Origin of the sequence: Staphylococcus sp. GDY8P196P (genome assembly GCF_017891705.1) — a bacterium.
Lineage (GTDB): Bacteria > Bacillota > Bacilli > Staphylococcales > Staphylococcaceae > Staphylococcus > Staphylococcus ureilyticus.
Genome location: NZ_JAESJS010000021.1, coordinates 55,404 through 76,586, shown reverse-complemented (window position 1 = coordinate 76,586; position 21,183 = coordinate 55,404). Strand labels below are relative to the sequence as shown.

Annotated in this window: 22 protein-coding genes; 3 read left to right on the top strand and 19 right to left on the bottom strand. The window is 31.7% G+C overall.

All coding sequences use genetic code 11. The features are described 5' to 3' along the window. Positions 1-365: 365 nt before the first annotated feature. From KA814_RS11990 to KA814_RS11980, 3 genes are read right to left on the bottom strand one after another with little or no spacing between them, the layout of a single operon-like run. Positions 366-1,325 carry a 2-hydroxyacid dehydrogenase gene (locus tag KA814_RS11990; RefSeq protein WP_064209464.1) on the bottom strand — a complete coding sequence of 320 codons (960 nt, stop codon included), beginning with the start codon at positions 1,323-1,325 and terminating at the stop codon, positions 366-368. Positions 1,326-1,335: 10 nt separating this feature from the next. Then, on the bottom strand, positions 1,336-2,115 hold the full coding sequence (locus KA814_RS11985) for a TIGR01457 family HAD-type hydrolase (protein WP_064209604.1): 780 nt from the start codon (positions 2,113-2,115) through the stop codon (positions 1,336-1,338). Positions 2,116-2,121: 6 nt separating this feature from the next. After that, positions 2,122-2,556: a DUF86 domain-containing protein gene (locus KA814_RS11980; protein WP_046207512.1), complete on the bottom strand. Its 435-nt coding sequence runs from the start codon at positions 2,554-2,556 to the stop codon at positions 2,122-2,124. A 145-nt stretch (positions 2,557-2,701) separates the two neighbouring features. On the opposite strand from KA814_RS11980, the gene KA814_RS11975 reads away from it, so the two are divergent. Continuing rightward, positions 2,702-2,968, top strand: a complete 267-nt coding sequence (locus KA814_RS11975; RefSeq protein WP_046207511.1) for a DUF3055 domain-containing protein — start codon at positions 2,702-2,704, stop codon at positions 2,966-2,968. Positions 2,969-3,269: 301 nt separating this feature from the next. On the opposite strand, the gene KA814_RS11970 is transcribed toward KA814_RS11975, so the two are convergent. The 12 genes from KA814_RS11970 to sufC form a co-directional block, all read right to left on the bottom strand. Then, entirely contained in the window at positions 3,270-3,656 is a 387-nt protein-coding gene (locus tag KA814_RS11970; protein ID WP_064209465.1) for a YutD family protein, read from the bottom strand. Between the two features lie 171 nt (positions 3,657-3,827). Then, positions 3,828-4,757, bottom strand: a complete 930-nt coding sequence (gene lipA, locus KA814_RS11965; RefSeq protein ID WP_046207509.1) for a lipoyl synthase — start codon at positions 4,755-4,757, stop codon at positions 3,828-3,830. An 81-nt stretch (positions 4,758-4,838) separates the two neighbouring features. Further along, positions 4,839-6,158, bottom strand: coding sequence for a bifunctional metallophosphatase/5'-nucleotidase (locus KA814_RS11960; RefSeq protein ID WP_046207508.1), 1,320 nt, complete (start codon positions 6,156-6,158; stop codon positions 4,839-4,841). 20 nt (positions 6,159-6,178) lie between these two features. Continuing rightward, positions 6,179-7,003, bottom strand: a complete 825-nt coding sequence (locus tag KA814_RS11955) for a sulfite exporter TauE/SafE family protein (RefSeq protein ID WP_046207507.1) — start codon at positions 7,001-7,003, stop codon at positions 6,179-6,181. A gap of 12 nt (positions 7,004-7,015) precedes the next feature. Beyond that, entirely contained in the window at positions 7,016-7,864 is an 849-nt protein-coding gene (locus KA814_RS11950; RefSeq protein WP_064209466.1) for a DUF72 domain-containing protein, read from the bottom strand. Between the two features lie 185 nt (positions 7,865-8,049). Next, on the bottom strand, positions 8,050-9,120 hold the full coding sequence (locus KA814_RS11945; protein WP_046207505.1) for an NAD(P)H-dependent flavin oxidoreductase: 1,071 nt from the start codon (positions 9,118-9,120) through the stop codon (positions 8,050-8,052). Positions 9,121-9,185: 65 nt separating this feature from the next. Beyond that, positions 9,186-10,205, bottom strand: coding sequence for a hemolysin family protein (locus KA814_RS11940; RefSeq protein WP_046207504.1), 1,020 nt, complete (start codon positions 10,203-10,205; stop codon positions 9,186-9,188). A gap of 237 nt (positions 10,206-10,442) precedes the next feature. Next, a complete protein-coding gene (gene sufB / locus KA814_RS11935; protein ID WP_046207503.1) occupies positions 10,443-11,840 on the bottom strand; it encodes a Fe-S cluster assembly protein SufB in 1,398 nt (465 codons plus the stop codon). 136 nt (positions 11,841-11,976) lie between these two features. Then, complete coding sequence (gene sufU, locus KA814_RS11930) at positions 11,977-12,426, bottom strand: Fe-S cluster assembly sulfur transfer protein SufU (RefSeq protein WP_046207502.1); 450 nt, start codon at positions 12,424-12,426, stop codon at positions 11,977-11,979. Beyond that, positions 12,416-13,654: a cysteine desulfurase gene (locus KA814_RS11925; protein ID WP_064209605.1), complete on the bottom strand. Its 1,239-nt coding sequence runs from the start codon at positions 13,652-13,654 to the stop codon at positions 12,416-12,418. Before KA814_RS11925 ends, sufU begins: the two co-directional genes overlap by 11 nt. A 171-nt stretch (positions 13,655-13,825) precedes the next feature. Next, the gene (gene sufD, locus KA814_RS11920) at positions 13,826-15,133 is read right to left on the bottom strand and encodes a Fe-S cluster assembly protein SufD (RefSeq protein ID WP_046207500.1); all 1,308 of its coding nucleotides are present in this window, start codon (positions 15,131-15,133) and stop codon (positions 13,826-13,828) included. A gap of 98 nt (positions 15,134-15,231) precedes the next feature. Further along, a complete protein-coding gene (gene sufC / locus KA814_RS11915; protein ID WP_046207499.1) occupies positions 15,232-15,993 on the bottom strand; it encodes a Fe-S cluster assembly ATPase SufC in 762 nt (253 codons plus the stop codon). A gap of 365 nt (positions 15,994-16,358) precedes the next feature. Between sufC and popT the strand changes: the two genes are divergently transcribed. Next, positions 16,359-17,210 carry a polyprenyl-phosphate transporter PopT gene (gene popT / locus KA814_RS11910; RefSeq protein WP_046207498.1) on the top strand — a complete coding sequence of 284 codons (852 nt, stop codon included), beginning with the start codon at positions 16,359-16,361 and terminating at the stop codon, positions 17,208-17,210. A 902-nt stretch (positions 17,211-18,112) separates the two neighbouring features. On the opposite strand, the gene KA814_RS11905 is transcribed toward popT, so the two are convergent. The 3 genes from KA814_RS11905 to KA814_RS11895 are packed head-to-tail and all read right to left on the bottom strand — an operon-like array spanning position 18,113 to position 20,144. Continuing rightward, complete coding sequence (locus KA814_RS11905) at positions 18,113-19,051, bottom strand: hypothetical protein (RefSeq protein ID WP_107521903.1); 939 nt, start codon at positions 19,049-19,051, stop codon at positions 18,113-18,115. Next, positions 19,052-19,705: a hypothetical protein gene (locus tag KA814_RS11900; RefSeq protein WP_107521904.1), complete on the bottom strand. Its 654-nt coding sequence runs from the start codon at positions 19,703-19,705 to the stop codon at positions 19,052-19,054. Beyond that, entirely contained in the window at positions 19,665-20,144 is a 480-nt protein-coding gene (locus KA814_RS11895) for a hypothetical protein (RefSeq protein ID WP_107521905.1), read from the bottom strand. The genes KA814_RS11900 and KA814_RS11895 overlap by 41 nt, the downstream gene beginning before the upstream one ends. Before the next feature lie 265 nt (positions 20,145-20,409). Between KA814_RS11895 and KA814_RS11890 the strand changes: the two genes are divergently transcribed. Further along, entirely contained in the window at positions 20,410-20,826 is a 417-nt protein-coding gene (locus KA814_RS11890) for a VOC family protein (protein ID WP_107521957.1), read from the top strand. An 80-nt stretch (positions 20,827-20,906) separates the two neighbouring features. Here KA814_RS11890 and KA814_RS11885 read toward each other — a convergent pair whose 3' ends face one another. Continuing rightward, positions 20,907-21,107, bottom strand: a complete 201-nt coding sequence (locus KA814_RS11885; protein ID WP_107521956.1) for a hypothetical protein — start codon at positions 21,105-21,107, stop codon at positions 20,907-20,909. Positions 21,108-21,183: the final 76 nt, after the last annotated feature.

Sequence of the window (21,183 nt, the reverse complement as noted above, 5' to 3'; positions counted from 1 at the left end):
TAAGTTATTCAACTTTTTCACCAATTAATTATACAATTTTTCCTACATCATTACAATTAAATATTTGTGCATATATATAACAAAATTGTTAGATAGTATATAAATAAATAGAGTATTATTTTAAAATTCAAAAAAACACACAATAAACTCATTTAAAAGAATTTATTGTGTATTAATTTTAACTATTCTAACCCAAGATATAGTAATATACATGAATGTAATGACCCTTTTTATCAAATGAGGTGAGCATCCTCGATTTATTAAGTAAGTTCAAATTACGCTATTTAATGTAATGTTCCTAAAAAATAAGCTGCCAATCACCCGAGCTAAACAGGTAATAAGCAGCTTAAATTCGTTTCAATCATTTATACAACGGGCGTTTTAGGATCTTTTTCGTCTAATACTAGCTTTATATTATCTATGCACAGTTGTATCATTCGGTCTCTTGTTATAACCGATGCACTACCAATATGTGGAAGTATCGTTGCATTGTTCATTGAGAGTAATGGATGTTGCATATCTATGGGTTCCTCTCTTAAAACATCTAAACCACATGCTTTAATTTCTTCATTTTGCAACGCCTTCACTAATGCTTCTTCATCGACAACAGCACCTCTACCGATATTGATAAAAATCGCATCTTTTTTCATCATTTTAAATGCCTTATCGTCAAATTTATCACGTGTTTCTGCAGTTAATGGTGCCGTACAAATGACAAAATCACTCTCTTTTAATAATGTTTCAAATGAAACGTATAATGCACCAAGTGCTTCTTCATCATCTTTATGTCTGGTTCTATTATGATACATTATATTCGTATTGAAACCTTTTAGGCGTCTCGCGAATGCTTTTCCAATATCCCCCATACCATAAATACCAACGTTAGCTTGATATAAATCTTTACCAGCAAATAAATACGGCCCCCAACTCTGCCATTCACCGTTTTGAACATATGTTTCCGCTTCGACTACACGTCTTGCTACTGCAAGCATTAAGGTAAATCCTAATTCTGCTGTCGTTTCAGTTAAAACACCTGGTGTATTCGTCACAACAATACCCTTACTTTGCATCAAATCAATATCTATATTATCATAGCCTACTGCCATGTTTGCTATGACTTTCAGATTTGGTGCAGCTTCAATCACTTCTTCATCCATTATTTCACTTAATGTCACAAAACAAGCAGTTGCGTCTTTTAAAGCAGTTAAAAACTTTTCTCGTGGCATAGGGGTCAATGACGCATCCCAAACTTCTACTTCACCGATGTCCTCTAATTGCTTAATAAATTTCTGTGGAATTTTTCTACTAACTACGATTTTTTGCATTCAATCACTCCTAAATTTCGAGTTCTTTGATTACTCCATTTAAATCTTTAAAACTATATGTTGGCGGTATTGCTTTTTGATTAACATCATCTAAAGTTGATACACCTGTTTGAACATGTATTGTATCAACATCAACATTGATTCCAGAAAGTATATCTGTATCATATAAATCACCTATCATTGCAACTTCAGAGCGATCTAACCCTAAAATTTCCAAGGCTTTATTCATAATAATAGGTTCTGGTTTACCAATAAATATTGGTTCAACACCAGTAGAGACTGACACAACGCTTGTAATCGCGCCATTACCTGGTAAGAATCCACGTTCTTTGGGTATGGATACATCTTTATTAGTTGAAATAAATTTTGCACCGTTTCGAACACCTAGCGTAGCAGTTGCTAATTTTTCATAAGTTACAGCTTCATCCAAACCAATAACTACGTAATCTACATACTCATCATCTGTTATTTTCAAATGATGTTGCGTTAACGCTTTTTCTAAACCTGAGCCACCTAACATATAGATTGAAGCGCCTGGTTGTTCATCAGCAATATATTCTGCAGTTGCTAGAGCAGACGTCACGACTTCATCTGCTGTAGCATCAACTCCCATCGCTTTTAATTTTTCTGCTACTTCTGTAGGTTCTTTGGTAGAGTTATTCGTAACAAATAAATGAGGTATTTGATGCTTGTTTAAGTATTCAATAAACTGCGCTGCACCATCAATTTTTTCATTTCCTTTGTACATCGTACCATCCAAATCAATGAGATATGCTTTGTACTGTTTCATCAAAACTTACTTCTCTCCTTTTTGTCCAAATGCTGTTATAGGCACATTTTCATTATTCAAAAATTGTATTACCTCATCGATAAATTGTTGATAATAATCAAGTGTTTTATCAAAAAGTGGTTTTAACTTTGTAGTATCGAGCTCGTCATAATAATGAACGAATTGTTTTCTAACATCTACAGTTTGGTTAATATTACTTTGAGTATCTTTAGTGATTACATTTTCTAACTCTAAAATATCGATGACATCTTTATAATTGCCTGGATCTCTTAAAATAAAGCCATCAATAATCATATTACCAATATCTACCGATGATTCGATCAACATTTGTGAAATTCTTTCAAATGCATAGTGATTATCTCTATATTTCGGATAATCATTTACCAATTGTTGTAAGTAATTTATTTTTTTATCTAACTTTTCTTTATTAACAAAATACATCTATGTCACCCCTATCATTCTCATCATACCACACCTTTGCAGTCGAATTCATTTATGGTTATACTGTAAACTAAGACTTTTTATTTCATTAAATGATTCGAATGATAAAAAACTTTAATAACTCAATGATGAAAGGGTGTTTATTATGATAGATATGTACCTCTATGACGATGATGAATCTTCACAGGTACAATTTGTAGGTTTCGTCGGAGAATATAGTCGTTATGATTTAATGCTCATACAAACTGATCGCCATTTTGGAAAAACAATGGTTTTAAACATGCAAACAAATAAATTTGGCATTATTGGTACAGATGATTTAGAAGAAGAAGGCTATATTGCTTATATTTTAGGTGTAACTGAAAATGAAGGCAATGAAATCACTGAATACCTCAATCAAGTTATACAATAATTACCACGATAAACGCACATGTTTAAGATAATATTGCTTGCATAAAATCACTTCAATTTGTTAGCAATTAGTTTATCCAATATTGCTAATGAAATTAATGCACATGATATGTCACAATTTCATGAATCATTCAATAATAACTGCTTGATATAAGGCTGAATCACCTACGATAATCAGCCTTTTTCATTAGGCACCATATTTCAATCATAGAAAAAGGCTACGATACTAAACCTTAAATCTCGGTTCAATATCGTAGCCTAACTTATTAATAATATGAAACTAACTCTAAATCTACATCAACTTAATGCTCAGTATCTTGAATTGTTGGTTGGATTTTGACATCTTGTAATTTATTTTCTTCAAAAGGTATTTCTGCATTTTCATCCTCTGTTTCAATTCGGGATTTAATCTCACTTTCAGGAACTTTTCTTAAAATAAAATACGGACATCCAAAATTGCAGTATTCTAATAAATAATCTTGAATTGTCGAAAAGCGCTTACTTAATTCAGCCTTTTTATTCGAGTCTTTATAGAATCCTTTTAACCTTAATTGATCATATCCAAAATCTCCTACAATATAATCATATTTATCTAAAATGTCTGCGTAACGATTTGCAAATAATGTTTCATCAAAACATTCTCTATATTCTTCTATAATTTCAAAATAAAAACTATTAACTTTTATCATTATACTCACCTAATCTAATTTTCATTACTCAATTTAACCATACAGTGTCTGACTTAAAAAGGTTAGTAATCTATTATTATAATTGCTAATAAAAGACTTAGCCCAAAGTGAGTTAACGTGCGTCGTTAATTGCTCTAATTGAACTAAGTCTTTAAATACAATTTCTATATTTTAACTATTAGAATCCATGTTAAGTTGTTCTTCACCTAAGCGATGTCTTTCTTTTGCAGCTTCATTCACTTGCTCATCTGCATGATAAGAACTTCTCACAAGTGGTCCAGCTTGGCAATGTTTGAAACCTTTATCCATTGCTACTTTTCTTAATTTACCAAATTCTAATGGTGTATAGTATTTTTCAACTTTTAAGTGTTTACGTGAAGGTTGCAAATATTGGCCGATAGTCAAGATGTCTACATCATTTGCACGTAAATCATCCATTGTTTCATAAATTTCTTCGTGAGTTTCCCCTAGTCCTACCATTAAACTAGATTTTGTTGGTATATCAGGTTGTAATTCTTTAGAACGTCTTAAGAATTCTAAAGTACGGTCATAAGTCGCTCTAGCACGAACTCTTGGTGTTAAACGACGAACTGTTTCAATATTATGGTTTAAAATATCTGGTTTTGAAGCCATTAATGTTTCTAAAGCTTCGAAGTCACCACCCATATCAGATGGTAATATTTCTATTGAAGTATAAGGGTTACGCTCACGTACTTTACGGACTGTTTCAGCATAAACATTTGATCCAGCATCTCTTAAATCATCACGTGCAACCGCTGTTATAACAACATGTTTTAAATTCATTAATTCAACAGATTCTGCCACACGCTCTGGCTCATCTAAATCTAACTCATTTGGCAATCCGGTTTTAACCGCGCAGAAACGACATGCACGCGTACAAACTGCACCTAAAATCATAAATGTCGCAGTACGACGCTCGCCCCAACATTCATGTATGTTTGGACATTTTGCTTCTTCACACACTGTATGTAAGTTCTTTTCTCGCATCATTTTCTTAAGACCAGTGTAGTTTTCGTTAGTATTCAGTTTTATTTTCAACCAATCTGGTTTACGTAAAATTTCTTCATTTTTAGTAGCCATAACCGTACAATTCCTCCTGATTTCAAATCTGTAATCATTATAACGAAAATCGGATTAAATTAAAACGTAAAATGTAATATTTTAATATTCGAGCAATTTATCTTTATAAATATCTCTTAAAAATTCTGGCATTAAGTAATCTATAGATTGTTCTTTAAGCGTTGGGAAATAACGACCAAATGTATACATATCAACAGTACCTAGCACATAACTTTTATCGTCTTCAATTTCTTCTCCGTTGATAAAATATCTTGCTTCAGATTCGATTAATCCTAAATTATAAAGTATATAACCACCAAATATATCTCCTCTAAAACCTAAACCTTGTGCATGTTCATTTAGATATTCTTGCTTTTGACTTTTAATGATTATATTTTTTAATTCTAGACCGTTTAAGCGGATGCGAACAGCATTAATAGGATGAGGTAACATTTGATGTATATCAAATTCCGTCACTTGATCCGCTGAAATACCTTTTACAATCAATCCTGCATTAATAATTGTGCAGTCAGCATTCGTAAATTCAAATATACTTTCAGCTAACATATAAGACGTCTTTGTTATTACATCTGTCCTTCTCTGCAAATCAACTGGTCTATTAATAACTGGATCGCTTAACAGTGCTTTACCTTCTTTTTCGAAATGTGTTTCTACTTCCGGCAAAGTGTCTACTGGATAAATCACTGCTTGTTTATCTACAACTTTTTTTTGGTCTATCTCTAATGTTACTTCACCTAAAAAGTGACCATATTTACCAGCAGCTGCCATTAGCACACCATTATTCATTTCACCATTTTCAAAATAATGATGTGTATGACTACCCAATATTAAATCAATTTCAGGAATTTCTTGGCATAATTTTTCATCAAAAAACACACCCACATGACTCATAATAATCAATAAGTCATACGCATCTTGATGTGCGCTAATTTCATCTTTAATCGCTTCTAATGGATTCGTAACAACCCAATCCAAAGCCCTATAAAATGGTGTGAATGGCGCAGTGGCTGCAACAAATAAGATTCTCACACCTTCAATCTCTTTGATGATTGATGATGTAATATTTCGAGGTAAGTCACCCTGTTCGTCAAAAACATTTGCACAAGTTACATCAAATTCTGCATTGTCATAAAGTGTGTTTAATGCATCATGTGATATTGTCATACCTTCGTTATTACCAATAGTTGCTATATCACAATGTGCTTGATTTAAAAGCTCAACATTTTTGATTCCCATAGTAGCTTCTGTAACAGGAGCAGATAAATCTACATGGTCTCCAATATCTAAATAGAGCGAGGGATGATTTAATTTTGGTCTCTCTTGAGCTAAATATTCGGAAATACGAGCATACTCATGCAAATGACTGTGAATATCATTTGTATGGTAAATAGTTAATTTCACCTTGGTACCCTCCTCTTAGTTTATAAAAATGACTTAATAATTAAATATAGTCCCATTATAAGCATAACTGTTCTTAATAACATAACCACAGTATTTGATTGTATGGATTGATTGACTTTTACACCAATTTTCGCACCCAAATAGCTAGAGATGATTAATACAATAGAATATACCCAAGCTACATGTCCTTGTGCAATATGTCCAATAGAACTCATCACGCTGGAAAAGAATATCATCATCATACTTGTACCAACTGCGACATGTGGTGGAAATCTAAAAACAATTAACATTAGCGGTGTCATAAGTGCACCACCACCAATACCAAACAATCCCGTCAAAACACCTATAAATAACGTTGATATAAATGCCACAATTGGCGGAACACTATAATGATGTATTTTTCCATAACCGTCTACATATGTACGCTCATACTTAGGCTTATTAAACATTTTCATTGGTTTTATATTATTTCTTATCATAAGCAGAATTGCTACGAATATTAAGAAAATACCAAAATATAAATTAAAAGAATCTAAAGTTAAAAAACGACTTAAAATTGATCCAACCAAAGAGCCTGGTAACAAACCAAATAAAAAGATGGAACCATTTTTGACGTCAACTTGTTTCGTTTTTAAATAACCTAATGTTGACGATAGTCCTGTCACGATTAATATTAATGAAGATGTTCCTATGGCAATCTGAGGTGTGATGCCATGTAGTAAATCATTTTCTACGCCCAAATAAACTAAAGTTGGGACGATGATAATACCGCCACCAATGCCCACAAGTGAACCCAATATGGCTGATAAACCACCAATTAAAATCAAAATGATTATTGTTAACATATCTGACCGCTCCTAAAATAATTTTAATTGTTGTGGTGCTAAGCCTTCATAATCAATGCCTAATAATGTTTGGTATGTTTTAGCATTTTGTGCAGCATGACCACCGGAGTTATTATTAAACACGACATAAATATTTTTAGCTTTTTGTTCTAATAATTTCACTTTTTGCGCTAAATCATTAAGTTCTTGCTTATTATAATCATACAAATATCTAACGTCTCTCCAAGCTTCATCCGTCATGTCTTTTTTTGTCCATCCATGTTCGTTTCTACCATGATAACGCACAAATGCTGTTTCGTTTGTAATACGATTGACTAATGGTATAGAACCTTGGCCTACTTGTGGTTCATCACATACCGCATGTATCATGTCATGTTCAGTTAAAAAAGCTAATGTTTCTTCTTTATACTTATCATTAAACCAGGATTGATGTCTAAATTCTATACAGACAGGAAAATCCTTCAACTGTTCTCGTACATATCGAATATATTTAATGTTTTGAACTGTGCAGTCAAACCAAGGTGGAAACTGTACTAATACCATCGCTAACTTTTTTTCAGATTTTAATGGCGCTAACATCGCTTTAAACTGATCAAAAAGTATTTGTCTTGATTCAGCAAAATCATGATAATCTGCATGAAGTGTTAATGCCTGATGAATTTTAACAATAAATTGAAACCTCTCAGGCGTTTCTCTTATCCATTTCCTAATATTTCTTTCAGGTTGTATCGCATAATACGATGCATCTAATTCTACGATGGGAAAGTGACTTGCATATGTAATTAGCTTATCTGATTTACGCTGTAAATCTTCGTACAAAGTATCATGGTCTCCCCAACCTGTTAATCCAATATTTATCATAGTATCACCAGTTACATGATACCATAGATGATTTATGAGATTCACTAGATTAAATTATATTCTTCAATTGTTTCAACGGTTAAGGTTAAGAAAATCAACGGTCTTTTAAAAGATTCAATAGATACAAAAATCAAAAAAGTTGCTATCATTTATTAAATAGCAACTTTTATTAAAACATCTAAAGATTAATCATCATTGAGTATGCGTTCTGTTTCTTGTACGATATCAGCTATCAATTGAGCAGCTGAATTCGGTTGGGATAACCTTGGACTTTGTCCGCTCCATAAATGCGTCCATTGTTCCTTACCTAAATCAGCTGCAGTTTTACGAATACTATTCGTCAATTGATTTTGAATAGGATAATCTGGAATATCATCAGCATAACTTTCCATCTTGTGTATAAATTCATTATCGATACCTCTAGCTGGTTTTCCCGTAAAGGCTTTTGTGATAACAGTATCTGTTTCTTTGCTTTGCTGTATTGCATTTTTATATAATGTTGAAGCTCCACTTTCTTCTGAAGTTAAAAATGCTGTTCCCATTTGTACAGCCTCAGCACCTAGCACCATACTTGCAACCACACCACGTCCATCCATAATGCCTCCTGCTGCTATAACTGGAATAGATATATTATCCACGATTTGTGGTATCAATGACATGGTACCAACCAATGGCGTGTGTTCACCAGAAGTCACAGTGAAAGAACCTCTATGACCACCCGCTTCACTACCTTGAGCAATAATCGCATCCATTCCTGCGCTTTCATTGGCTTTCGCTTCTTCAACAGAGGTTGCTGTGCCTACCACAGTAATCTGACGCGCTTTCAATTTTTTGATAATATTTTGATTTGGGATCCCAAAAGTAAATGATACTACAGGAACCCCTTTTTCAATCACCATATCTATGGCATCGTTAAATTGCTGTTCTTCACTAATATCAATCACAGGTTCCTCTAAGTTTAAAGCTTTTCTATAGGGTTTTAACCATGCATTCATGTGTTCTACATTTTCTGGAATATATAATTGTTCACTTGGAACAAATAAATTAACGGCAAAGGGTAAGTCAGTTAATTCTTGCACATAAGTTATCTCAGAATCTAATTTTTCTGGAGTAAAATAACCTGCTCCAATCGTACCAAGTCCTCCACTATTACTGACAGAAGCTACTAATTCCGGTGTCGTACTACCTGCCATACCTGCCTGTATGATTGGAAGCTTGATATTCAACATTTTGGTCACCTTTGATGAAAAGTGCATACAAAACACTCCTTTTATTGAAATACAATAACCTAAATATCACTGAAAATTTATTACAAAAGTTTTTATTTTTTATTATAAGCTTGCATTTGTGCGTCTAATTTTTCTCGTTCTTGTTCATCCATTTCATCTTCAATTTCCATACCTAGCATCTCTTCAATCAAGTCTTCATGAGACACAATGGCATCTGTGCCACCAAATTCATCTAATACAATCGCTAAATGTTTGCGCGACACAGTCATTTTTCTGAGCACCCATTCTGCTCTATTATGTTCATTCACAAATAAAGGTTCTGAAGTATATTGTAAAATATCATTTGACTTTTCTTTACTCCATGCTAACAAATATTTTGAATGGAAAATGCCAATAATATGATCGATATCACCATCATATACTGGATAACGTGTATATGGATTCGTCACGACAGTATCATATGCATCTTCATAAGATATATCAGCCGGAAACGCGGTTACATTAATCCTCGGTGTTGTATCAATATTGGTTATTTTTAATTGTTCAAAATCCATAACACCTTGGATTCGATTTCGTTCCATTTCATTAAATGCACCTTCGCTACCTGCAATTGTAACCATCTGTCTAATTTCTTCTTTTGATAACCGTTGTTGATCTTCTTGTCCTTTGGAAAGTAAATTATTAATCATATCCGTTAACCAGTTTAACAATTTCGTAATTGGTTTAAATATTATGACAAAAAATGCAATTGGCGTGTAAACCAATCTAGACATACGATCTGGATAAGTTGCAGCAACAGATTTTGGAATTACTTCAGAAATAATGATGATAGCAACCGTTGTCACTGCAGTAGCTATACCAACGTTCACGCCAATATCCACTGCTAAGACTGTCACCAATGTAGGTAAAATAATATTCGCAATATTATTTCCAATTAAAATTGTAGTAATAAACTCACTGGGTTTTGTAAGTAGTTTTGATAATTTAGCGGATTTTTTATCTCCATTTTCAGCTTCAGTTTGTATTTTCATCCTATTTGCAGCAGTTAAAGCTGTTTCACTACCAGAAAAGAAGAATGAAGCAAATAAAAGTATGATTATAGCAATAATCATATCAGCATAACTCCTTTTTGTATTCTATAAAATTTTAAACGATATGTATCAATTCCCTCATATTACAATGCATAAACGCATTTCTAACTATTAGAACTACGTTTTCAAAACAATACGAATAAAAAAACACGAGGTGATACAAATTTGAATCCCAAAAGTATACGGGTATCAAAATAGTATCACTCGTGTTTTATATTTAATCATTTACTGTAAAACCAAATTTTTGATTACCAATTTTTAGCCGATTGAACCTTCCATTTCAAATTTGATAAGACGATTCATTTCAACAGCATATTCCATTGGAAGCTCTTTAGTAAATGGTTCAATGAAGCCCATAACGATCATTTCTGTAGCTTCTTCTTCAGAAATACCACGGCTCATTAAATAGAATAATTGTTCTTCAGAAACTTTTGATACTTTAGCTTCATGTTCTAATGAAATATTATCATTAAATACTTCATTATATGGAATTGTATCTGAAGTTGATTCATTATCTAAAATTAAAGTATCACATTCGATGTTTGAACGTGCGCCTTTAGCTTTACGACCAAAGTGTACGATACCGCGATAAATTACTTTACCACCGTCTTTAGAAATTGATTTAGATACAATCGTAGATGAAGTGTTAGGTGCTTTATGAATCATTTTTGCACCAGCATCTTGAACTTGACCTTTACCAGCGAAGGCAATAGATAACGTACTACCTTTAGCACCTTCACCCATAAGTACACAGTTTGGATATTTCATCGTTAATTTAGAACCTAAGTTACCATCAACCCATTCCATATTACCATTCTCATGTACTAATGTACGTTTTGTAACTAAGTTATAAACGTTATTAGCCCAGTTTTGAATTGTAGTATAACGCACATGGGCATCTTTGTGGACGATAATTTCAACTACAGCTGAGTGTAGTGAACTTGTTGTATAAACCGGAGCCGTACAACCTTCTACATAGTTAACTGAAGCACCTTCATCTGCAATGATGAGTGTACGTTCAAATTGTCCCATGTTTTCAGAATTAATACGGAAATACGCTTGTAATGGCGTATCTAGCTTAATATTTTTCGGTATATAAATGAATGAACCACCAGACCAAACAGCTGAATTAAGTGCTGAGAACTTATTATCTCCAGCAGGCACAACTGTTGAGAAATATTGTTTAAATAGGTCTTCATTTTCTTTTAATGCAGTATCAGTATCTTTAAAGACGATACCTTTTTCTTCAAGTTCTTTTTCCATATTGTGATAAACAACTTCGGATTCATATTGAGCTGAAACACCGGCAAGGTATTTTTGTTCAGCTTCAGGGATACCTAATTTATCAAATGTACGTTTGATTTCTTCAGGCACTTCATCCCATGAACGTTCAGTTTGTTCAGATGGCTTAACATAATAAGTGATATCATCAAAATTCAATTCTGATAAATCGCCACCCCATTGAGGCATAGGCATTTTGTAGAATTGTTTTAATGCTTTCAATCTATAATTAAGCATCCATTCTGGCTCTTCTTTCATATTTGAAATTTCACGGACGATATTTTCTGTTAAACCGCGTTCTGATCTAAAAATGGAAACATCTTCATCATGGAAACCATATTGGTAATTACCCACATCAGGTGCTTTTTTAGCCATTTAAATCACTCCTTTTATATATTAAAACGACTCGCGTCAAGACAACTTCGTTTGTAGTTACATCGTATTACAACTAATCTTGGTGTTATGTCTAGTGTGAATGGAAATTTACACAATGTCAACGTATCAACATGGATTAGTCTTCTGTATTTCCTTCTTTTTCAACTGTACCTTTTTCTAAAGCTTTCCAAGCCAAAGTAGCACATTTAATTCTAGCTGGGAATTGAGAAACGCCTTGCAGCGCTTCAATATCTCCCATTGCTTCACTGATTTCATAATCTTCACCAAGCATCATTTTTGTGAATTCTTGACTCATTTGCATTGCTTCAGCTAAAGAGTGACCCTTTACTGCTTCAGTCATCATTGAAGCACTAGACATTGAAATTGAACAACCTTCTCCATCAAATTTTGCATCTTTGATAAAACCATCTTCAATATCAAACGTAAGATGAATGCGATCCCCACAAGTTGGATTATTCATATCAACTGTCATTGCACCAGTATCTAAACGCCCTTTATTTCTAGGGTTTTTATAATGATCCATAATGACTGAACGATACAACTGGTTTAAATTATTAAAATTCATATGAGAAAAACTCCTTCGTTTGCTTCAAGGATTCTACTAATTGATCAATATCTTCTTTAGTATTATAAATATAGAAACTTGCACGTGCAGTTGACGATTGATTCAACCATTTCATCAATGGTTGCGCACAGTGATGGCCTGCTCTAACTGCAACACCTTCAGTATCTACTGCAGTCGCTACATCATGAGCATGAACATCAACCATATTGAACGTTATAACACCCGCACGTCTGTCTTTTGGTGGCCCATATATTTCTATACCTTCAATTTCAGACATCTTATCATAAGCATACGTCGTCAATTCATGTTCATGTGCTTGTATCGCATCAAAACCTAGGTTTTCAATATAACGGATTGCTTCAGCCAAACCAATCGCTTGCGCAATTAATGGTGTACCCGCTTCAAATTTCGTAGGTAAATCAGCCCATGAAGCATCATATTTTTCAACAAAGTCAATCATATCTCCGCCAAACTCGACTGGCTCCATTTTATCTAGCAAGGCACGTTTACCATATAATACTCCGATACCCGTAGGTCCTAGCATTTTATGGCCACTAAAACTATAAAAATCAACATCTAGTGATTGCATATCTAAATCCATATGTGGCGCTGCTTGTGCACCGTCTACGCTTACGATAGCACCATGTTCATGAGCAATATCAGTAATAGTCTTAATGTCATTAATTGTACCTAATACATTTGAAACGTGTGTAATAGCGACAATTTTTGTATTATCATTAATTGTTGCTTTTATATTTTCAATTGTAAGTTCACCATCATCTGTCATTGGAATGAACTTTAAAGATGCATGCTTACGCTTAGCCAATTGTTGCCAAGGCACGATATTGGCATGATGTTCCATTTCAGTGACTACAATCTCATCACCTTCTGAAATATTCGCATCTCCATAACTATGTGCAACAATATTAATTGATGATGTAGTACCACGAGTGAAGATAATTTCTTCAAAATATTTTGCATTAATAAAACGTCTGACTGTTTCACGTGCGCTTTCATAACCATCAGTTGCTAATGATCCAAGTGTATGTACACCACGATGTACGTTAGAGTTATAACGCTTATAATAATCCGCTATAACATCAATAACTTGTATTGGTGTTTGACTAGTAGCAGTTGTATCTAAATAAGCAAGGCGATTATTGTTAACTTTTTGGTTGAGAATTGGAAAGTCTTTTAATATTTCGTTAACATTTAATGATTGGGTCAAATTATCCACAGACCTTTCTTAATTTAAAAAATCAATAAAGAAACCGTAGCAATTTAAGAAATACAACAAACTAACGTATATTATTTCATTTAATCTGAGCATTTTATAGTCATGTTCAATAACATTCTCTTAATCTTATTTTGCTGCGGATTCAATTGTATTCAGTGTTTATTATTTATTAACTTTTAATTCGATGACTTCACGTAACTTACGTTGAACATCTTCGATTGGCAATTCACGTACAACTGGGTCCAAGAAACCATGAATAACGAGACGTTCAGCTTCTTGACGTGAAATACCACGGCTCATTAAATAATACAATTGTTCAGGATCGACACGACCAACTGATGCAGCGTGACCAGCCTCTACATCATCCTCATCGATAAGTAAGATAGGGTTCGCATCTCCTCGTGCTTTCTCAGATAACATCAGAACACGAGATTCTTGGTTCGCAATAGATTTCGTACCGCCATGTTTAATATAACCAATACCATTAAATACTGTTTGCGCACCTTCTAACATTACACCATGTTTTAAGATGTAACCATTTGTTTCTTTACCATATTGAACAATTTTAGAAGTTAAATTAATTTTTTGACTACCAGTACCAACAACAACTGATTTAAGTTCACTTTCAGAACGGTCACCAATTAAATTCGTTGTATTATCAATGATTTGGCTACCTTCGTTCATTAAACCTAACGCCCAGTTGATAGTGGCATCTGCTTCAGTAACACCGCGACGAATAATATGCCCAGTGAAACCTTTATCTAAATAATCTACTGAACCGTATGTGATTTTCGAATTAGCACCAGCACTCACTTCTGAAACAATGTTAAGTTGATTGCCTTCTCCACTGGCGATTGATAAGTAGTTCTCTACATACGTTACTTCAGCACTTTCCTCAGTTGCAATAATGACATGATTAAAGAAACTGGCATTTTCATCGTCATGCAATACTACATATTGAATTGGATGCTCAACTACTACATTTTTTGGAACATATACAAATACGCCACCATTTAACAATGCAGTATGTAGTGCAGTCAATCTATGTTCATCAACTGTAACAGTTTCATTCATAAAATATTTTTTCACTAAATCTGGATGGTTTATTAATGCATCTGCTAAGCCTTCAACGATAACTCCATCATTTTGAGCTGAATCAGAAACTTTTGTGAACGCTAAAGTATTATTATGTTGAATAACCAAATTTTCAGTGTTTTCAACATCAATTATCTCTCTAACTTCACTTGGCAATTCTTCTAATGACTCATATACGCTACCTGTTGTTTCATGTTGTTTAAATGAATCAAAGTCCCATCTCGTGATTTTTGTTTTATCTGGTTTTGGCATTTCTAAAGTTTCAGTTAATTTCAACGCTTCTTTACGTAATTCAGTTAACCAAGAAGGTTCATTATGGGCTTGTGAATATTCAACAAGTTGTGCTTCAGAAATGTTCAAAGTTTCAGTCGTCATACTTTTTTCCTCCCATTTGATGATTGTATGATTTAACTCATCGGTATAAATCAAAACCTAAATCTTCATCTATAATATTTTTTCATATGAATTAAGACTTATTCTGCAGCATTAAACTCTTCTTTAACCCATTCATAACCTTCTTCTTCAAGGCGTTTCGCTAATTCAGGTCCTCCTGAAGTAACAATTTTACCACCGTACATAACGTGTACATGGTCAGGTGTAATATAATTTAATAGTCGTTGATAGTGCGTAATGATTAATGAACCAAACGTTTCTCCGCGCATTTGATTGATGCCTTTTGAAACTACTTTTAATGCGTCAATATCAAGTCCTGAGTCTATTTCATCTAAAATAGCAAATTTAGGTTCTAACATCATTAATTGAAGAATTTCATTACGTTTTTTCTCCCCACCTGAAAATCCTTCATTTAAATAACGTTGTGCCATATCTTGATCAATATCTAAAAAGTCCATTTCCTTATCTAACTTTTTAATGAATTGCATTAAGTTAATTTCTTCGCCTTCTTCACGTTTAGCGTTTATCGCTGAACGCATAAAGTCTGCATTCGTTACACCAGTAATTTCTGATGGATATTGCATAGCAAGGAATAATCCCGCTTTAGCACGATCATCAACATCTAACTCTAAAATGTTAACGCCGTCTAATAATACTTCACCTTGTGTTACCTCATAGCTAGGATGTCCCATGATTGCAGATGATAACGTCGATTTACCTGTACCATTAGGTCCCATTACTGCATGTACTTCTCCTGTATTAATTGTTAAATTAACACCTTTAAGAATTTCTTTATCTTCAATAGACACATGTAGGTCTTTAATTTCTAATGTTGATGGCATACATATTCCCTCCGTATTATATGATATGTTTTTCCTATCCAGTTTATAATAATTTTAATCTACAGTCAAAAGACTGAGCCCTTGTTACACCTTCTAATTATAACGCAGTTGTGTTGGAATATAAACCTTTTCAAGTGCTAAATTAAAATTGTTATCAAAATACAATGATTTTTGTTAGTGCAATAAAGAATTCTTTAACTGATAATATAAGATATGATGTTCTCAACTCATTTATCCCTATATTATTCATTATGAACAAAGCATATTCTATAATCATTTATTCATTTTAACTTTTGTTTTTAATATAGTTCTAAGACAAATTGTGCTATCATTTTTAATATATTTTAGATAGAAAGGATTATGATATGTCAAAAATTAAGTGGTCAAATCTATGGAAAGGATTTGCAATGGGCACATCAGATTTAGTACCCGGTGTAAGCGGAGGAACTATCGCTTTACTTCTAGGTATTTATGATGATTTTATACGCTCTATTAGTGGAATATTTTCAAAGAAGTTTTGGGAAAGCTTAAAATTCCTGATTCCTATTGGGTTAGGGATGGTCATTGCCATAGGTTTATTAAGTAAAGTAATTAATTATCTTTTAAGTGAACATACCGTGCCAACGATGTTTTTATTTGTTGGTCTAATAGCAGGCATCATACCCTATTTATTAAACACAGCAAGAGTTAAACAAACATTTCAAACTTCTCATTATTTACTCGTTTTACTTGGTATTATAATCATTGTAGTGATTACCTTATTAAATGATGGTGATAAACATGCAGGAGAAACACTTGAATTATCAACTGGTCTTATTATTAAATATTTTATTGCAGGTGTTTGTGCTTCTAGTGCAATGTTACTACCAGGTATTTCAGGGTCCTTTATGCTATTAGTATTTGGTGTATATGGTACTATAATGTTTTCAATTTCAGAATTTATGTCTTTAAATTTTAACGCTGTACCTATCTTAATGATTGTAGGTATTGGAATTATTTGTGGGTTCTTATTTTCTAGTAAATTGATTCAGTACCTTTTAAACCATTACACATACTTAACATATGCCATTATCATTGGTTTTGTTGTAGGATCACTGTATGCAGTATTTCCTGGGTTACCAAGCGATGTTACTACATGGATTATTTCTATTATCACAATAATTTCAGGTTACTTTATTAGCTATAAACTTGGACATATTACGAGTGATGATTTTTAATACTTCTATGCAGAAATCATATTAATTTATCAGTAGCTTACTAAGATTTTGACTTTGAAATCACGTAATAACATTTGATTTCTCCCCATATTAAAATATTAAAAGCCCGGAATGGTAATGATTCGTTGCAATAACTAGTTAAGTAGTTTAGTTACAAATCCATACCATATCCGGGCTATTTTACATTCATGCTTATACATCAACAGCGAAATGATATATGATGAACGCTTATATATAATGACGCAACCTATATCATGATATAAGTTACGCACAATTTTAAGTTCTCCCTGTCACAGTTTGAATGATAATATAATATTGAATAACGCCTTCAATATTTTCGTGCTTTAAAGCAATTCACTCAAACATAATTTAATTTTAGTCTATAAAACTTTAATTTTCAAATATGCAATTTTTCTATATAAAATCACCTTGTAAACAAAACAAATGAATACCGCTTCAACTTAAAAGCCATTTTGTATACCATTAAGCCCATAGAGCAATATTTCATAAGTTACTTGCATCAAATAGTTTTTGATATGAAAATATGATCATCTTGAGTGAATAAATTTAGATCAATATAACTGTTTGGACGAATTTTCCGAGTTATACTGATAATTTCACACACTGCCCTTTTACTAAATTCAAACAAAAAGAACCCTTCAACTATTGAAGTTAAAGGGTTTGTTAATTGTGTTGCTATTATTTTGCTGGAATAATTAAGTAGATTATCAAGGAAGCTCATGAATATTCAAAATGCTGTTATAAAGGCATTTATGAGCATATTTTTTGAAATCTCAGTTCATACCCTTGCCCTTATTATCAAAATCACGCCCTTTTTTTGCCCTTAATAATTATTATTACTATTCAAAATAACTATACTTTATATTTGTAAATCACAAAAATTAAGTGTCGCCATTTTGTGATTTTTTTTGATTAACTTTTTCTTCAATATCTGTAATTAATTTATCTAAAAACTGATTATAAACACCATTTCCCCAATTATTATTACTTTTATCTTCTTCATACCATTCACTTAATAAAGGCATTATTTCTAAATAAATAAGTAATAATATTTTAGCAGTTCTTTCATTTTCCTCTAGATTTCTAAAATCACCGTTATATTCATCCATGTCTATATTAATCGAGCCATTAATATGTAATTTAAACACAAGTTTTTGGTGGTTATTAAATCTCACTTTTAATTTTATCGAGGTCAACTTTCTACTTTCTAACAAAAATGCTATGGAACTAATCAAATTCATAACCGTATCTCCATCTGTAGTTATGCGACTAATTTCATCTTCAGCATCACCTTTGAACCCTATTATAGATTCTATTTTTAACGTTTGTTCTTCTTGATTATCCTCATTTATTGAGTAAACATTTAGAGAGTTATAGAATTTATAAATTAACCAAATAATAAAATCACTTTCAACCGCTATCTTATTATCGACAATTTCTTTATTACCAGTATAGTTTAATATATTCCTCAATATATTTTTTGAGTCTGAATGTCTGGAAATTATATAATATATTACACTTTTCTTTTCATAAGCCACAATATATCCACTAATTATTGATTCGCTTTTTTCATTAATAAGAGCTGCTGTAGGTCTTACTTTTGTGAAATTAAAATCTACTTTCTCAAATTCTATACTTTCACTTTCTTTTTTATAAATGTTGTTTTCTAAAGAATGTTTATTTATTACTATATTTTTATAATGCACTTTTGTTTCATCATTTGTATTAAAAGAATTTTCCTCTTCGTTAACTAATAACTCTATTACTTTGTTAAAATTTTCATTTTCTTTATCTTTCCATCGTGTAGTATTTATCCCCATTTATTTATCCCCTTTTATTTCAATTTTTCTTTCGATATATTTTTTAAAACACCGTTTAATACTACATGCTATTTCTATATTTTGTTTTTGTTCAATTTGTTTTGAAGAAATAACATATTGAAAAGGAATAGTTACTATAGATCCATCTGTTAAACTTATTTCTTTTAAATCAATTGTTAATTCATTTTCTTTTTCTTCAAATAAATTTAAATAATCCTCCCAATCAACATTAATTCCTTTCGGAAATATTATTTTGAGATTACTATATCCACTAGGAAAACTATCCACTTTTCTTTCTAGTTTTAGCATTATAAAACCGAATTTATAATCATCTCCGCTCTTTATATATAAAGGCGTGTCTCCACTTTGTTTATTTTCATTTAAAATTTGAACTTCTAATTTCGAAAATTTTCTATAAATTATCGTTTCAATTAAGTACAATATAAATGACATTATTATAATAAGTAAACTTAACATAATATCTATGATTAAATCTCTCGATGGTTTAAGCACTGTACTAGAAACAAAGTCAATAAAATTTTCAATAAAATTAAATTCACCTAAGAATGACAATATTACAATACTCAAGATAAATACAAATAGAGGCTTTAAATTATTGTATATTCGCATAGCAATTAATCCCAAATATTTCATTTACTATTCTCGTCAAATAGTCTTTGCTTTCTTTAAGTGTATCTGTCTCTATTTTTATTATTCCATTATTTTTAATTGTAATTTCCTCATATTTCTCATTACTAATTACTTTTATTTCATGAATTTTAATGTAATGATTACTATCTTTGAAAACTTCATTATTTAACTTGTATAAATCATAGAATGATTTAATTTTCGAAAACTTATAATCATTAATATCTATATAAGGATTAATAGGGACGTTAATATTAGTTATTTCGTACTGCTTTTCAAGAAATGCAAATGCTAATTTTATGAGTATTTGATTATTTAATATCAATTCAATGTTTCCTTTTTTTCTTTCCACTTCTAAAAAATCTAAATAATCGTGATCGCTTTTATATTTTAATAGTTCTAAATTTTTTTTGCTCATATTTTTAAATATTTTATAAAAGTACATATTAACGTCCCTCCCTTTTCTTTATGTTTTTTATTTATTATACAACTTTCTAAAACAAATTAATATCTATTAGTCAATTTTTATTCACAATCATTATAATAAACTATTCAATAAAAAAATCACCAACACTTCTGCTGGTGGTAATTGTTTATATATATCTGTAAGAAGCGAACATAAGAATCTATGTTTTTCCAGAGTTATTCTTGCGCTTAACGTAACGTAATACTTTACGCTAAACATAAATTCAAGAAAAGGTGGAAATACAATGGAATTTTATCAAATGCCAATGTTTAACAAAATATTAGTCTCTGATATAGAAAAATCAGAAAAATGGTACGAAAAAACATTAGGGTTCAAAAGTGTATTTAAATTTAAAAATGACAAAAATGAGGTACTGATGAATCATTTAAGATTGGAAAAGTATCAAGATTTAATGCTTATTTGTAGTAGTAACTTTGAAGTAGGAAACTCAATTTACTTAAATTTATTAATTAAGGACATCGAAAACAAATCTAAAACTATTTCTTCAAAGTTTGTTGTGAGTGGACTTGAGGAACAATCTTGGAATGCTAAAGAAATGACTGTTAAAGATCCTGATGGACATTTAATCACACTTACTCAATCAAACATTAGCGATGCTGATTTCGAAAACCTAATGAATCAAGCTTCAAAAAAATTCTAATATATCTAATTTAAATATTTAATATTATATTTGATATAACAAACCCACTCCTCAATTCAGAGGTAGTGGGTTGTCTTATGCTACTTAAATCCTTTTCTTTTAATTTGTCTAAATGTGAAAACACCAAATATTATAATAAATAATCCTTGTGTACATCTAATTAACGTTGAACTAAAATCTATTGCTCCAACATTTAATATTTCTCCAATAACTGGTATAACTATATTAAACGCTAGTAAGAATAAAGTGATCCCTACTAAAACTTGTTGTGATTTGAGCATAATTAACACTCCACTTTATAAAATTACAGTTACAAATGTCGCTATCCACATACTTTATTAACCTTTAATACTACTT

Bases quoted from the DNA above. Each gene is read 5' to 3' on its own strand.
- KA814_RS11895 (WP_107521905.1), bottom strand. From the start codon at position 20,144: ATGTACTTTTATAAAATATTTAAAAATATGAGCAAAAAAAATTTAGAA.
- KA814_RS11975 (WP_046207511.1), top strand. From the start codon at position 2,702: ATGATAGATATGTACCTCTATGACGATGATGAATCTTCACAGGTACAA.
- KA814_RS11955 (WP_046207507.1), bottom strand. From the start codon at position 7,003: ATGTTAACAATAATCATTTTGATTTTAATTGGTGGTTTATCAGCCATA.
- sufB (WP_046207503.1), bottom strand. From the start codon at position 11,840: ATGGCTAAAAAAGCACCTGATGTGGGTAATTACCAATATGGTTTCCAT.
- KA814_RS11980 (WP_046207512.1), bottom strand. From the start codon at position 2,556: ATGTATTTTGTTAATAAAGAAAAGTTAGATAAAAAAATAAATTACTTA.
- KA814_RS11890 (WP_107521957.1), top strand. From the start codon at position 20,410: ATGGAATTTTATCAAATGCCAATGTTTAACAAAATATTAGTCTCTGAT.
- KA814_RS11905 (WP_107521903.1), bottom strand. From the start codon at position 19,051: ATGGGGATAAATACTACACGATGGAAAGATAAAGAAAATGAAAATTTT.
- KA814_RS11990 (WP_064209464.1), bottom strand. From the start codon at position 1,325: ATGCAAAAAATCGTAGTTAGTAGAAAAATTCCACAGAAATTTATTAAG.
- KA814_RS11885 (WP_107521956.1), bottom strand. From the start codon at position 21,107: ATGCTCAAATCACAACAAGTTTTAGTAGGGATCACTTTATTCTTACTA.
- KA814_RS11950 (WP_064209466.1), bottom strand. From the start codon at position 7,864: ATGATAAATATTGGATTAACAGGTTGGGGAGACCATGATACTTTGTAC.
- KA814_RS11985 (WP_064209604.1), bottom strand. From the start codon at position 2,115: ATGAAACAGTACAAAGCATATCTCATTGATTTGGATGGTACGATGTAC.
- KA814_RS11940 (WP_046207504.1), bottom strand. From the start codon at position 10,205: ATGATTATTGCTATAATCATACTTTTATTTGCTTCATTCTTCTTTTCT.
- popT (WP_046207498.1), top strand. From the start codon at position 16,359: ATGTCAAAAATTAAGTGGTCAAATCTATGGAAAGGATTTGCAATGGGC.
- KA814_RS11945 (WP_046207505.1), bottom strand. From the start codon at position 9,120: ATGCACTTTTCATCAAAGGTGACCAAAATGTTGAATATCAAGCTTCCA.
- sufU (WP_046207502.1), bottom strand. From the start codon at position 12,426: ATGAATTTTAATAATTTAAACCAGTTGTATCGTTCAGTCATTATGGAT.
- sufC (WP_046207499.1), bottom strand. From the start codon at position 15,993: ATGCCATCAACATTAGAAATTAAAGACCTACATGTGTCTATTGAAGAT.
- lipA (WP_046207509.1), bottom strand. From the start codon at position 4,757: ATGGCTACTAAAAATGAAGAAATTTTACGTAAACCAGATTGGTTGAAA.
- KA814_RS11900 (WP_107521904.1), bottom strand. From the start codon at position 19,705: ATGAAATATTTGGGATTAATTGCTATGCGAATATACAATAATTTAAAG.
- KA814_RS11970 (WP_064209465.1), bottom strand. From the start codon at position 3,656: ATGATAAAAGTTAATAGTTTTTATTTTGAAATTATAGAAGAATATAGA.
- sufD (WP_046207500.1), bottom strand. From the start codon at position 15,133: ATGACGACTGAAACTTTGAACATTTCTGAAGCACAACTTGTTGAATAT.